10 protein-coding genes, 1 pseudogene and 1 riboswitch are annotated in these 13,678 nt (G+C 52.2%); all 11 genes and pseudogenes read right to left on the bottom strand.

Annotation, left to right across the window (positions count from 1 at the left end; translation table 11 throughout):
* Window positions 1-78: 78 nt before the first annotated feature.
* Window positions 79-3,819, bottom strand: a complete 3,741-nt coding sequence (locus BN2762_RS02130) for a non-ribosomal peptide synthetase family protein (protein ID WP_055105404.1) — start codon at window positions 3,817-3,819, stop codon at window positions 79-81.
* A 34-nt stretch (window positions 3,820-3,853) separates the two neighbouring features.
* A complete protein-coding gene (locus BN2762_RS02125) occupies window positions 3,854-5,617 on the bottom strand; it encodes a methyl-accepting chemotaxis protein (protein WP_055105403.1) in 1,764 nt (587 codons plus the stop codon).
* Between the two features lie 273 nt (window positions 5,618-5,890).
* A riboswitch (cyclic di-GMP riboswitch) is annotated at window positions 5,891-5,980 on the bottom strand.
* Between the two features lie 180 nt (window positions 5,981-6,160).
* Entirely contained in the window at window positions 6,161-8,662 is a 2,502-nt protein-coding gene (gene spoIIE, locus BN2762_RS02120; RefSeq protein ID WP_055105402.1) for a stage II sporulation protein E, read from the bottom strand.
* A 415-nt stretch (window positions 8,663-9,077) separates the two neighbouring features.
* Window positions 9,078-9,557 carry a S1 domain-containing RNA-binding protein gene (locus tag BN2762_RS02115; protein WP_055105401.1) on the bottom strand — a complete coding sequence of 160 codons (480 nt, stop codon included), beginning with the start codon at window positions 9,555-9,557 and terminating at the stop codon, window positions 9,078-9,080.
* A 116-nt stretch (window positions 9,558-9,673) separates the two neighbouring features.
* Window positions 9,674-10,021 carry an FtsB family cell division protein gene (locus BN2762_RS02110; protein ID WP_055105400.1) on the bottom strand — a complete coding sequence of 116 codons (348 nt, stop codon included), beginning with the start codon at window positions 10,019-10,021 and terminating at the stop codon, window positions 9,674-9,676.
* An 18-nt stretch (window positions 10,022-10,039) separates the two neighbouring features.
* Entirely contained in the window at window positions 10,040-10,609 is a 570-nt protein-coding gene (gene yabQ, locus BN2762_RS02105) for a spore cortex biosynthesis protein YabQ (protein WP_055105399.1), read from the bottom strand.
* Window positions 10,606-10,887 (bottom strand): sporulation protein YabP, encoded by a 282-nt coding sequence (gene yabP / locus BN2762_RS02100; protein ID WP_055105398.1) that lies wholly within the window; start codon window positions 10,885-10,887, stop codon window positions 10,606-10,608. The genes yabQ and yabP overlap by 4 nt, the downstream gene beginning before the upstream one ends.
* A 118-nt stretch (window positions 10,888-11,005) precedes the next feature.
* On the bottom strand, window positions 11,006-11,278 hold the full coding sequence (locus BN2762_RS02095; protein WP_055105397.1) for an RNA-binding S4 domain-containing protein: 273 nt from the start codon (window positions 11,276-11,278) through the stop codon (window positions 11,006-11,008).
* Window positions 11,278-11,550 (bottom strand): HU family DNA-binding protein, encoded by a 273-nt coding sequence (locus BN2762_RS02090; RefSeq protein WP_055105396.1) that lies wholly within the window; start codon window positions 11,548-11,550, stop codon window positions 11,278-11,280. Before BN2762_RS02090 ends, BN2762_RS02095 begins: the two co-directional genes overlap by 1 nt.
* A 161-nt stretch (window positions 11,551-11,711) precedes the next feature.
* Window positions 11,712-13,235 (bottom strand): bifunctional methyltransferase/pyrophosphohydrolase YabN, encoded by a 1,524-nt coding sequence (gene yabN, locus BN2762_RS02085; protein WP_055105395.1) that lies wholly within the window; start codon window positions 13,233-13,235, stop codon window positions 11,712-11,714.
* Between the two features lie 221 nt (window positions 13,236-13,456).
* Window positions 13,457-13,678, bottom strand: a pseudogene (locus BN2762_RS27195) (hypothetical protein); the annotation flags it as partial.

The following is a 13,678-nucleotide window of genomic DNA, read 5'->3' as shown; positions in this document are numbered from 1 at the left end:
GCCCTAATGCAAGAAGGCATGGATCCAGGCTTAACCCTGTCCCCATACCTCTACGATTCCTCTCTTTGCATCTCCCGGTCAGTTAGGAGAGTTGAAATATCCTACGGCTACGGCGTGATCGATTAATCTTCTGAAAAAAGACCGATCCAGTGCGGCGCAAACAACCCCGCTCCCTTCCAAGTACTCTAGCGTTTGCGGACAGCCATAGCGGTATACGGAGTTTTTAGCGCCATCGCCTTCCAATTGGGCCATCGCCAGCTCCATTCCCTGCTGATCCTTAGGCTGGCGGGCATCCAGCAGCCAAGCCTCGTACTCCGGCCATTCCATTAAAGAAATCGAATACCCGTAATCCCTGAATTGATCAATCATATCTTCATAAGGGATCTGTACCGGATTGCAAATATGGAACATCCGTCCCACGGTCCGATTCTGCAGCAGAAGTGCTGCTATCGCCTCGCCAGCATAATCGATAGGCGTAATATCGACCTGCCAATTCACGCGGGGCGCCCTGCCCAGCAGAAGCATGGCCTTAAGCATGCGGTAGAAGGCATTGCTGCCGATATTGGTCTGGAAAACTCCGGTCCTGGAGTCGCAGGACAGATTCCCAACGCGATACACGGTAACGGGCACGTCCTTCTCTTCACATGCTTGGACGGCCCGTTTCTCCGCCTCCAGCTTGCTGTGCGTATATACATTGGCTATATGGGAGGAATAATTATATGCCCCGCCTGCGGTAAAAGAATCCCATTGCCCGCTCATCGCCAAATCCTCGGGAATGCCGAGCGTGGAAATGTAGTGAAAACGGAAGTCTGGCTTGCCGCGGCCCAGAGCTAACAGACGCTCCGTGCTGTCCACATTCACACGGCGAAAATATTCCGGCTCCCCAAAATGGCGTACCTCTGCTCCGCAGTGCACAATCGAGTCGATTTGCTCGCGCAAGAGAGTGTAATCCCCTGCGTTCAGGCCCAAGCCCTCCTGCTCCAGATCACCGGCAATAACCCGTACGCGCCCCTCCATTCTACCCCCGATTCCGCGGCCGAAATAAGCGGTCATTACACTGCGGAGGCGGGCATAGGGTTCGCTCCCGCTGCTGGGGCGAACCAGGCAGTAGATCATGGCCTGGCTCCGCTCGAGCAGCTCAAGCAGCAGCCTTGATCCGAGATATCCGGTAGCGCCTGTCAGCAGAATATGCTGCTGGCGGTACACCGAGTTCCGGATCGCCTGCCCGCCGAATTGCAGCGGATATTCCACCAGCTCCGTCGGCCCGGTTGCTGCCGCTGGGACAGATCCATGCAAATTCCCGGCAGCGGCAAGTTGCTCTACCCGCTCCGCCAGCCCCGCTATCGTCGGATGAGCAAAGAAATCGACGATTCTCAGGCCGGGAAATTTCGGCTTAAGGAGGGTGAGAGCCTCTATTATTTTCAAAGAATGGCCTCCCGCCTCGAAGAAATCCTCATGGATCCCGATTCGTACACGGCCGAGCACCTTCTCCCAGGCGGCTGATATTTCCCGCTGCAGCTCATTCTCGGGAGGCGAATAATTCGTATCCTCCTCTTCCTGCAAATCGCATTCATAGTTTGCCAACTGCTTGCGGTCGATTTTGCCGGTAGGAGATAACGGCATTGCATCGATCAGGGTGAACAGGCTTGGAACCATGTAGGATGGAAGCTTGCTCCTTAAAAAAGACTGCAGCTTATGGCGGCTGAGCACAGCACCCTCCCGCGGCGTATAGAAAGCAGCGAGCACTTTGGAGCCGTCAGCCCCGTCCTTCGCAATAACGGCCGCATCCTTAATTCCCTCGTATTTCGCCAAATTATCCTCAATTTCACCTATTTCTATCCGGTATCCGCGAATTTTAACCTGCAGATCCTTCCGTCCCATGTACTCGATAACATCATTATGCAAGCGGACAAGATCGCCTGACCGGTAGTATCTTCTTCCGGATTCCGGATGAACGGGATCAAGAATAAAGGCCTCATCCGTCTTGTCCGGCTGATTCAAATATCCCTTGGCCAGCCCCACCGAGCTGATCAGCAGCTCTCCCATTACATTCTGCGGGCACAGCTGATTATGCTCGTCAACGATTAATACTTCGTAATTTGCTATAGGACGACCTATGCTTATCGTAGAAATATCATCCGGCAGCAAATCATCCATTAGATGAACGGTCGTGACTACCGTCGCTTCCGTCGGACCATAAGCATTGACAATCAGGGGGCGATGCTGCAGCTTCCTCTGGAAAGTCCGCACAGCCTCCCCTGTAAGAGCTTCCCCCCCGATCACGAGGCTGCGGATTGGCTTATATCTGTCGGCATCTTCCTCGTTCAAGTAGACGGACAGCTGATTGAAGAACACGGTTGGCAATATGCCCAGACGTGTAGCCCCCGTACACTTGATCGCCGCGGTAAACGCCTCTACGGAGTACCGCTCGTCGACCGACAGCAAATGAAGCCTGGAGCCGCTGTGCAAAGCGCTGAATATATCATACACGGATGCATCAAAGCTGAAGGTCGAATACTGTAAAATGATATCCTGCTCGTCAAGCCCCAGCTGCGCTACAGCAGCAGCAGCCAAATTGATCACGCCGATGTGCGGAATCAATACGCCCTTCGGCTTGCCCGTTGTGCCGGAGGTATAGATCACATAGGCTGTGTCCTCTGCTCTGACAGCCACCTCTACCGGTCGTGCAGGATAATCGTCAAGACCTCCGTCCAAGCAAAATACCGTAAATATAGGAATTGACGGCTCCTGGGCCATGTCCATTAATGCGGTTACCTTGGATGCATAAATCTCCTTAGTCAGGATAATCGTGGAGCCGGTATCTTGAATAATGTACGCGTTCCTCTCATCAGGATGCTCGGGGTCCAGCGGAATGTACGCACCGCCTGCTTTGAGCACGCCAAGCATACTGATCACCGCCTCCAGGCTGCGCTCCATGAAGATCGCAACGAAGCCGCCTGGAGCGAGCCCGCGGCTAACCAGCATTTGTGCCACCTGATTAGAGTGGTTATCCAGCTCGGCATAGGTCAATTCCCGTTGACCGGACGATAGAGCGATCCGGTTTGGGAACCGCTTCACAGATTGCTCCAGCATGGCCGGAATGCTTAAGGCCTCCGGCAGAGCCCTTGCCGTGTTATTCAGCCGGGCATAAGCCTCCACATCCTCCTCTGTCAGCAAAGGAATCCTCCCGATGGCAATGCTGCTATCAGCCAGGACGGCTTGCACGATTTGCCGGAACAGTACGCCGTACCTCCGAATCGTCGCTTCCTTAAACAAGTTGCCGGCATATACGATATGTATCATAGCTTGCTCCTGCTCCAGGCGCACCTCCCAGTGAAGCAATCCCAATCCCGCCGTATCATCGCCTTCGCTTAGGCCGTAAATTGCCTCCAGCGGGGGAATTGGACCGGCAATGCTCTCAATTTCAGCAAGCGGCAGACTAACCGTATCAGCCTGTTCCAGCTTGTCTGCTATTTGCCGAAATAGCTGACTGAAGGAACTGCAGCCATCGCAAACTATACGTACCGGGAGAAGATGGCCCCGGAGGCTTCTGACGCCGAGAAGCAAATCCTGCTCACCGCTCATCCTGTACAGAAGCACGTAATAGCAAGCGAGCATCCAGGACCTCAGCCTATCCCTGCTCCCGAGAACATCATTCAGCCGCTTGGCATCCAAATCCAGTGCGTATGCCGTTTTGCACAGCTTGCGAGCCTGTCCGTGCTTCGGAAGATCCGTGTGCATATCCAAGCCGGATAGCGGGGGCTTCAGCTCATCCAGCCAATACCGTCTGCTCTGTTGCGTCTCCAGTATGGTATTCATCGTATCTACTCCTTCAAGCATTCTCTCTATCTGTTTACAATTTAAGCCCTGCGACGAGCTCCTCCAGCTTGTTAGAAATTTGGTTCAATTGCTCTGCGGCGTCCACGATCCTATTGGAGGAGTTCCGCTGCTCTATGGCTCCAGATTTGATCTCCTCGGATACCGCCGCATTCCGCTCGGCCAGCTCGGCCAGCTGTTTGATGGCCGCCGTAATTTGTTCCGTCTCTGCCACCATTTCCTCCGTAGCCGCGGACACCTCCTGAATTTGACTCGTCACCGAGTCCGTGGCCGATAATATCGAATCGAATAATTCGCCCGTCTCCTGGACAATGCCGATGCCTGCCGCAACATTATTCTCGCCCTCGCCGATCGCCTCTACGGCCTGCAGGGTCTCCTGCTGAATATGCCGGACAAGCTCGGCAATCTGTTCCGCAGAGCTTGCCGACTCCTCCGCCAGCTTCTTGACTTGATTGGCAACTACGGCAAACCCGCGGCCTTCTTCTCCTGCGCGGGCAGCCTCAATGCTGGCGTTGAGCGACAAGAGCTGCGTCTGTGTGGCGATCTGCGTTATGACTTGGACGATTTCCTCGATTTCCCCGGAACGCTTCTGCAGCTGATGGATGGAATCGACTGAATTCCTGACCGATGTATGTATGAAGTCCATTTGCTTCATGACCTTACCCACCTTCTCGCCGCCCTGTTCGGATTGCTCCTTCATCTGCAGCGCCGCTTCGGATACGGCTGAGGTATTGCCAGCGATCGTGTTGGCTCCCGAGGCGATCTCCTCCAAGGAAGTAGCGCTCTCCGAAATTGATTTGCTCTGCTGGGAGACCTTGTCAGAAATTTCCTCAATGTTGTTCATTATAGTCAATGAGCTCTCGTGGTTGCCTTCCACGGTAGAGAACAGTGCCTTGGACTGCTCTGCGGATTGAATCGATACGTCCTTAATCGTCGCTACCAGACGGTTAATATTGGCGACCGTTGAATTGAACTTGGCATTGATCTGTCCAAGCTCATCCTGGCTCGCCTTGAGCTGTACGCTGAAATCTCCCTGGCTCAGCTTGTCCAGTGCAGACATTAAATCCTTCACCGGAGCAAAGGTTCTTCTGGTCATGATATGCTGCAGGGTAAGAATGACCAGCAGCGTAACGGCCAGTGCGATCGAAGCATATTTAAGCAAATCCTGCTGTCCTTGCAGAATCAAGCTCGCATCGATATCCATCCCCATATAAGCCATGATATTTCCCTGTCCATCCTGGAACGGATACAGCACCGTCAGCCAGGTGCCATAATCGTCTTTGTAGGGCTTCGTATAAGTGATCTCCTTTGTTTGCAGCATTTCCTGCACACCCTGGACATGGAAGGCTGGCTGCTCCAGCAGATCGCCCAATTGCAATCCTTCCTCCGCGAACATATCCAAGATAAATGTAGGAAAAGCGACCATTAGCGTCTTATTCCCGTCCACCAGCTCGGAGCCGAATATATATCCCTGAGCAACATTCGGGTGAGTCGCCGACAGCTCATTGAACAAGAGCGTCAGCTTCTGCTGAATAGGCGACTGGCGGTCAGCATTGCCCATAGCTTCGGCTGCCTCGTCGGCAGATACCTTCTTGCTCCACGCCTCCATAATTTTCTGGGAATCATTCCGCAGCTGATTCGTCAGTACTCCGCCCTGAATATAGTAGCTGGAGGCAATTAAGATGACTCCCGTCAGGATGATGGACAGACTCGTCAGCAGCATATTTTTCGTAACAATGCTTAGTTGGGTAAATTTCTTGAGAACATTCGGCAGCTTCATGGTTCGTCTCCTTTTTGAATTCTATTCGATGGATTAATAGGTCTCGGCTGCTAAACTATTATCCTAGCAATTCCCCCCTTATTAGTATAAATTTTCTCCCCAAAACAAAAAAAGTGAACTACAGCGCAAAAAACGACCATAGTTCACCGCTTTAATCATATAGAAACAGACAGCCTCATCAAGGGCCAAGCGTTCTATACCTACAAGAAAAGCTGCCCTTAGCTCGAAGGAACCATAGGTTCTTCACAAGGGCATCTTCATAGTTGCTCTTTCTTGTGCAGCTGGCTGACATTTCTCGTCGGGGAGAAGTAAGTCCCTATAGCTTTGCGTCACTACTTTTCAGCAGCTTTGCCAAAATGACTATATGAGATTAAGTTCTTTAGATGGAATATATCCAATAATAAGGTCGATATTACTATAAAATTGAATACTTTTCCATGGATAATAGCATTTTTTACAAAGATTTAACAAAACTAGTTCTTTAGACCCCCATCCACGCTCACAAAAAGTTCATAATTAGCCCTTTCATTTCACCCTTCCTACTTAGCTTACCGTACGAGGGCGCTCAAGCCGGCTAATTCCCGGGATATGCAAGGTTGACCACTGCGGACGTACATGCTCTACTTTGGCAACAACAACAGTCATATCATCATGAATGACGTTTTTCTGGTAGCGAATGACCGCTTCAAGCAGATGGTCGGCCATTTCCTGAGGCTCCTCCGCCTTAATTTCTAGAATGAGCCGCTTCATCCATAGCTCCTTGTTAACGGCATAGCCTGGAGCATCATAGATACCATCCGTCATCATGATCAAGGTATCGCCCGGGTGCAGCTGAACGGTGACCAGATCGATATCGATCTCTTGAATAATCCCGATCGGCAGATTACTTGCCGACACGGGGATCACTTCGTTTCCGCGCTTTATGAAGCTTGGGGAGGAGCCGATCTTCATGAACGTCGTCTTCGCCGTGTATTCATCGATCAAGGCCATATCGACCGTGGCATAGACTTCATCTGGTGACCGCAGCATCAGAATCGAATTCACGGATTTGATGGCAATGGTCTCATCCATTCCTGACTGGAGCAGCTGTTCAAGGATGTTGAGCGCCGTGCTGCTCTCCTGCCTGGCCCGCTCGCCATTCCCCATTCCGTCGCTGATCGCCACCGCAAAGGTTCCGTTGCCAAGCTCCATGGCGCTGAAGCTGTCCCCGGACAGCAGATCCCCACCCTTGGCCGTACCGGCTACACCGGTGACGATTTCATACGTCTTGGCCGAGCTGAACGTAACGGTCGTCAGTCCCTCTCTGCCTCCGTGTTCCGTTTCTCCGGTTACCGCAATATGCTCTCCGAGAATATCGGATAACAACGGCGCAATGATCTTGCGGCATTCATCATATCCCCGGGTATATGCATGCACGATCTCGATTTCAACATTCCCTTGGTCCAGATTAATAACATCGACGCTGTAGATGGATAGCCCCAGCTTCTCCAGAGCCTCGCGAATTTGTTCCTCCTGGCGGTACAGCGCCTGCCCTTCGCGTTTAATCTCTTTGGCAAGGTCCTCCATGACCTGCGATACGCCTGACAATTGCTCGGCCACGAGCTGCCGGCTGTCGTATATTTGCCGTTTCCACTGCATATCATGTTGATAGAGATCATATTCCCGCTTCATAAGCTCCAGCACTTGCTCTGTCTTCGAGCAAATTTTGCTCCAATTGGCAGGCAGGTCCCGTTTCGTAATATCCGGCTTCTCCTCGACCGCGGTCATCATTTCGGTCATGAAGCGGTAGGTTTGATAGAATTTCCCGTCCCAGCAGCTGTTTCGGCGGTAACAATTCGCGCAGGCCTCTTCCGTGACTGCGTTCATGAAGTGATCCATCTCCTCGCTGCGCTTCGCCATTTCCCCTGAGCTGGATACTTGTCCAAAACTTCGGGAGAGCTGCTTGAATACCCGCGAGAACTGCGTAACCCTTTCCGCCGTAATATCCCGTACCCGTTTAGCGTATTCATGCTGTGTCTTCGTATGATCCTGCGTGCCCGGCACATATTTCGCGATCATCTTCATGACACTGCCCGGCGTCAGCAGAAACAGCAGCACAGCTGCGCAGCTTTCCCATGTTGAGGTGAGGATATCCTTCGAGCCAGTCAAGTAAATGGATAGAATAGAGGAGCCCAGCAGCATCCCAAAACCGACGGCCCATTTCCGGCCCTCCCGCAGCATCCCTGCCAGCATGCCGGAGAAGGCTAGCAGACTCATTTGATAGAGCGCGGACATATTGGCCAGACTCAAGATCAGCCCCGTGACCACACCCACGGACGCGCCTAGTGAAGCGCCGCCGACCAAAGCAAATACGAGAATCAAATACCTGGATAAAATATGCTCCGCCGACAATCCGAATATTTCCCAGCCGACGAGTCCGGTCATCACCGAGGCCAGCATAATGACAAGACATAATATCTCTTCATTCCGCAGCTGATAGTTCTTCTTCCGAAAAGTAAAAATAGGAATGGCCTGCATAAAAACCAGTGTCAGAACGAAGCCCAGAACCGCATCCATAACGGTCATCATCAAGGCGTACCAGGTTAACGAAGGACCGATGACAGCGCCGAACAGCCCTACGAGGAAGGTTGCAGTGAACACCATCAGAGGCGCATAGGATAAATCAGCCCGCTCGAACGACTCCATTCCCCGGTATATTAAATAAAAGATTAGCAGCTCCGCGGCAATGCCCAGTACGTGCCCTCCAGATCCGAACAAAGCGCCGGCTAGGATGGAGGAAGCCGCCAGGATGACGATATCCCGGCGGAGGAACACCATGACCGCGAAAAAGGCGGCCGCGAAAGGGGACAATTCATCCAGGATCGTCGCCCTGCCCAGCAAAAAGCCCATGGCCATCATTAACAGCGTCCAGCGGTTGGCCGCAAATAATTGGCTTGTTTTATTCAGTACAGGAATTTGGCTCCACTCCCTCCACCAAGAACTCCTTGCCTGCTCCTTCGCCCTCCTCGCTCCCGGAAAAGCGATGACATTCCATTTTTCTCTCATCCTGGCACCACCTCTTCTAAATTTTGTAAGGTATGTCCCATTATAGGGAGGCGCCGCCGGAAAGTTTGTCACATATCGGAGCGAGCCAAAAGAAATTTCCGACAAATTGAGAGGGGATTATAAATTCGCGCGAATGCAGGCCTGCTCTATTCTAGCGGCTTCACAGGGGTTCTTATGTTCGCACCAAACCTGCGAATGAAGGGGGCCAAGCTCCTGCGATTCCCCTTGAGATAACTGGAAAAGCGTAGTAACCTGTCGGTAAAAAAACGAAGACGACAAAAAAACCACCCCGTGCAGATACGAATTTCTCTGCAGCCAGGCTGGCCGGGACCCTAATTCAAGCCATCGATTTCCCAACGTAAAAAACCGCAGGCCAGAGTATTGGCCTGCGGTGTACACATCATTCATATTCAAGCTACATGCGCTTGGCTCCACGGCCACCGCGTTTGCCTTCGGTGTTCTTCTTCAACGAAGAAATGCGCTCTTCACTATCTTTGAGGAAGCGGGACATTTTATCTTCAAAAGAAGTTTTGCCGGCTGGGGGCTTGAACGAACGCCCTCCCCGTTCACGGTTAAATCCGCCGCCGGGACGATCTCCCTCTCTTCCGCTAGGACGATCCGGACGCGGCGCGCGAGGTGGTCTAGCTGCCTCTGCCGGTTTGTCCACGGCCTGTTTAATAGAAAGGCCGATCTTGCCGTCCTTGTCAACGTTAATAACCTTAACGGTTACAGCGTCGCCTATCTTCAGGTGATCGTTAACATCCTTGACGTAATTGTCGGCGATTTCTGAGATGTGAACGAGACCCGTGACACCTCCTGACAGATCCACAAATGCTCCGAAATGCGTGATGCCTGTCACTTTTCCTTCTAACTTGGTGCCCACTTCAATTGCCATAAAATAAAATGATCCTCCCTTAAAAATATACAGCCAGGCCTCGAAATCTTGACTGCGGTGATTTGATTATACCCAATGACTGAAACAAGGTCAACAGACGTATGTCCTGCTTATAATTAGTCATTTCGCGACGATGATTCAGAAACGCGTACCGGGATCTCACCCGGCTTATATAGCCCGTATTTCTTCATTGCAAGTTGCCCTATATATTCGGGATCCTGGAGCCGATTGATTTCATACTTCAATTGTTCCAAGCTCTGCGTGGCGGCGGACATTGAAGCCCGGCGCTCCTCCAGCTGCTGGGATTTGGCATTGATCTCGCCCGACTGGGAAATATACGTATATCCTGCCCAACCAAGGAAAATGATCATAAAGCCTAGCCAGAGCCGAATACGCCGTCGTGCCCCAGCCATTTGTCGGGAAGATGGATTCTTTGAATTTGCTGACGCCGTTGCTTTGTGCATAGGGCACCTCCTCTAACTTCATTCCTTGCCGAACCAACGCTTCCATAAAGCTGTTATCCGGTCGCGCGCAGCTATGGCCATTCTAGCAATTCCAAGCTTGCGAACTAACGGTCCTAGGGCCCAAACAAGCAGCTTACCAAGCGGAAGCAGCAAAATCCGCCCTAAAAACAGCAGTATGACCCAAACGAAGCCGAGTAACAGCCGGATTCCTTTCATTAACCCTATCATCGGCGCTACAATAAAGATACTGAATATTCGCACCGATAGGAGATAAACTTTTTTAACTACCTTCATTAACATTACCACAAAACGCGTCGTTATAACACTTAGGAACAAAAAATAAATCCAAACGCCTATAAATAACCCCAAAAAAACATAGAAACGCAGCTCGCCCTGGTTACTATGATATAACGTGCGGAATACGAACAACGAGGCGGCCACCCAATAGACCAAATCAAGGGCATGAACGCTCCAACGGGGGAAGCGGAGCTGCCCCGATACGACACGGTAGCTGTCAAAGGCGATGCCCAGTATCCCCCCGGACGCTGCCATCCATAGGAGCGTCGCCCATTGGACCTCCAGATTCATCGGAACAGCTTGCCGAGCAGCCCTTTACTGCCCGGTTGGGAGCCGGGATCCAGGTAAGACAGGGAATTGACGAGACCCTCGATACTGACGAGTCCCTGCTCCAAATTCAAATTTTTGATATGTAAATTCTGGCCGCGAATCGTTAGATGACCCAGCTCTGTCTGAAGCAAGAACTCCTCGCTATCGAAGCTCTCCACATTAAGTACACCTGAAATTTCAAGCAGCTTACGCTGGAACAATCGGACTTCCTGATGCTTCCCTTTATTGAGATCCACCATGGCATGTACCCCTCCTTCTTACAGATAGCTTATGGAAGGAGAAATATCTTTAGAACTGCTAATACACGAAAACGGCGCCATGAAGGCGCCGTAATTTGCTCGTTATCATCCTAATCGTTCATAGAAAGTTGTCCTTGGGAATCGGCTCTTCCTTCACCAGCGTATACAGCGTGGAGGCCTCCTCCTTGCGCGTGGTCTCCGCCAGTCGTTCAACCCGTACGGTTACCAGCTTCTGGCCAAATTGAATCGTGATTTCATCCCCGACCTTCACGGCGGTACTCGGCTTGGACTCTCGCCCATTGATGAGAACCCGGCCCTGCTCGGAGACATCCTTAGCCACCGTGCGGCGCTTGATCAACCGCGACACTTTCAGGAACTTATCAAGACGCATTATTTTACAGCTTCTTTAAGTTTGTTGCCCGCTTTAAAAGCTGGAACATTAGATGCGGGAATTTCAATTGTTTTGCCCGTTTGCGGGTTGCGGCCCGTACGGCCGGAACGTTTACGAGTCTCGAACGTGCCAAAGCCAATCAGCTGTACTTTGTCTCCGTTAGCGAGAGCTTCGGTGATTTCGCCAAGAAAACCGTTCAATACGGACTCAACGTCTTTTTTAGTCAAGCCGCTTTTGCTGGAAATGTTGTTGATCAGATCTGTTTTGTTCATCAATAATGCCTCCCAATAATTAAAGAAATGATGATATACGGCAGTACAATGGGGCGATTGCCCCGATAAGTAGCCATACCTTTGTAAGAGTATTCTTGCTTTACTTTAAAAATCCTGCCCAAAATCGATAATTTTTTTTGTTTTTTTCCCAAAAAGCACCGCTATTTAGACAAATTGTCCATTTCACGGCTCCGCTCAAGGTCTTTGGCCTCATCCCAGTACTTGTCCATTTCGGCAAGGGAGCTCGTGGCCGGCGTCTTGCCTGCTTCCTTGAGCCGCCGCTCGACATGCTGGAAACGGCGGACGAATTTGCGGATCGTCAGAGAGAGCGCCTCTTCGGGATCAACTCCGATAAAGCGGGACGCATTGACGACAGAGAACAGCACGTCACCCAGCTCCAACAGCTGTGCCTCTGCATCCTCGCCCTGCTGTACCGATGCTTTAAGCTCGGCAAGCTCCTCCTCGATTTTGGCCCAGACCCCGGAAATGTCCTCCCAGTCGAATCCGGCCTTGGCAGCCTTCTTCTGTATTTTATACGCCTTCATCAGGGCAGGCAAGTCGCGGGGCACGCCGCTGAGCGCAGACTGCTCCTCCGGCTGGATTCCCTTGCTTCTCTTCTCCTCCGCCTTCATGGCCTCCCAATTGCCGAGCGCGGCTTCCGCGTCCTCGGCATTCAGCTCGCCGAACACATGAGGATGGCGATAGATCAGCTTCTCATTCAATCCCTGGATGACGTCGTAGGCGGTGAAGGTTCCCGTTTCCTCCTCCATTTGGGAATGAAGCATTACCTGAAGGAGCAAATCGCCAAGCTCCTCCCGCATATGATCCGGGTCATCGTCATCGATCGTCTCCAGCACCTCGTATGTTTCTTCGATAAGATTTTTACGGATGGATCGATGGGTCTGCTCCCGGTCCCAAGGACAGCCTTCCGGACTGCGCAGAATCGCGACGATCTCATGGAGCCGCTGGAAGCTTCTGTTACGCAACTGCTCATCCTGGCTTGCCGGGATATAAATGAGGGATAGATTGCCGTACCCGGATACACGATCCAGCTCATGGAGAGGAATGCGAAGAATTTGCTCCTGCCCCTCGATGCCCAGGGCATGACAGGCGACCACCTCGTGATCATCGGGATACAGCTCCATAAGGCCAAGCTTCACATCGGAGGCCGTAAAGGTATCATACACCTGGCCGATAAGCGTATGCATCCGCGGATCAATCGCGACAGCTCCTATATCCGATGCGTCAAGCAGTTGGAAGCCTTCGATCGGGTCAAAGCCAAGCCGGACGAAGGCCTCGTCCAGGAAGCTCTCCCCGCCCAGCACCTGCAGCCTGATTCCCTCCTCCGGACAGCGGCGCCGCAGAATTTGCACGGTTGCTTCAGCCACCATCGGATGTCCCGGAACGGCATATAATATAACCGTCCCCTCCGCAGCGCTATGCGCCCTGGCTACAAGCCTCGCCGCAATCTCCTCGTATACGGACGGGAAATCCCCATGCTCCTCATAGACGGAATCAAAAGACTCAAAACGGACGCCCTCTTCGGCTTCTAGCCAGGCTACGACCGGATGATCCTTCGTGCGGACATAACGCTCTGTCGCCGCTCTTAACTGCTTCATGATCCCTAGCGTCAATTGATCCGGATCCCCCGATCCAAGGCCCACCACTGTGATCGCTCTGCTCATATCGCTATCCTCACACTCCTGTACTAGCATCTTGTTCTATACTATACCACCCGAAAGCGGACAAGGAAAATGCCGGCTTCATCCGAACGCCATTGACATAATCTCACCGCTCCAGCTCACGCTGCCCGCATATCCGCAGAGCCGCCACATAGGCGGACTGCAATGCCCAAGCTTCAGGCCTTGAACGGCTCAGGCAGCCCAGCAAGCCGGTTGGTTCTCGGCTATGCAGGCAGCAGCAAGCGGCCATGCCGTACGGCCTTCACCTCGACATTCGCCCCCGATACCGGCCGCCCCTGTTCATCCTTCACGAGAATCTGCACATCGCCTTTGCGAAGCTGACCGATCCGGGCATTGGCCTCTGCTTTCCAGTCAATCTCAGCCCGCTCGGCGACAATTACGTCATCTACATAAAAATCAACGCCCGCCTCCGGTCCTTCAAAATA

Source organism: Paenibacillus ihumii, from assembly GCF_001403875.1.
Taxonomy (GTDB): domain Bacteria; phylum Bacillota; class Bacilli; order Paenibacillales; family Paenibacillaceae; genus Fontibacillus; species Fontibacillus ihumii.
Note: the sequence above shows the minus strand (reverse complement) of the source record. Positions and strands in the feature narration are given on the sequence as shown.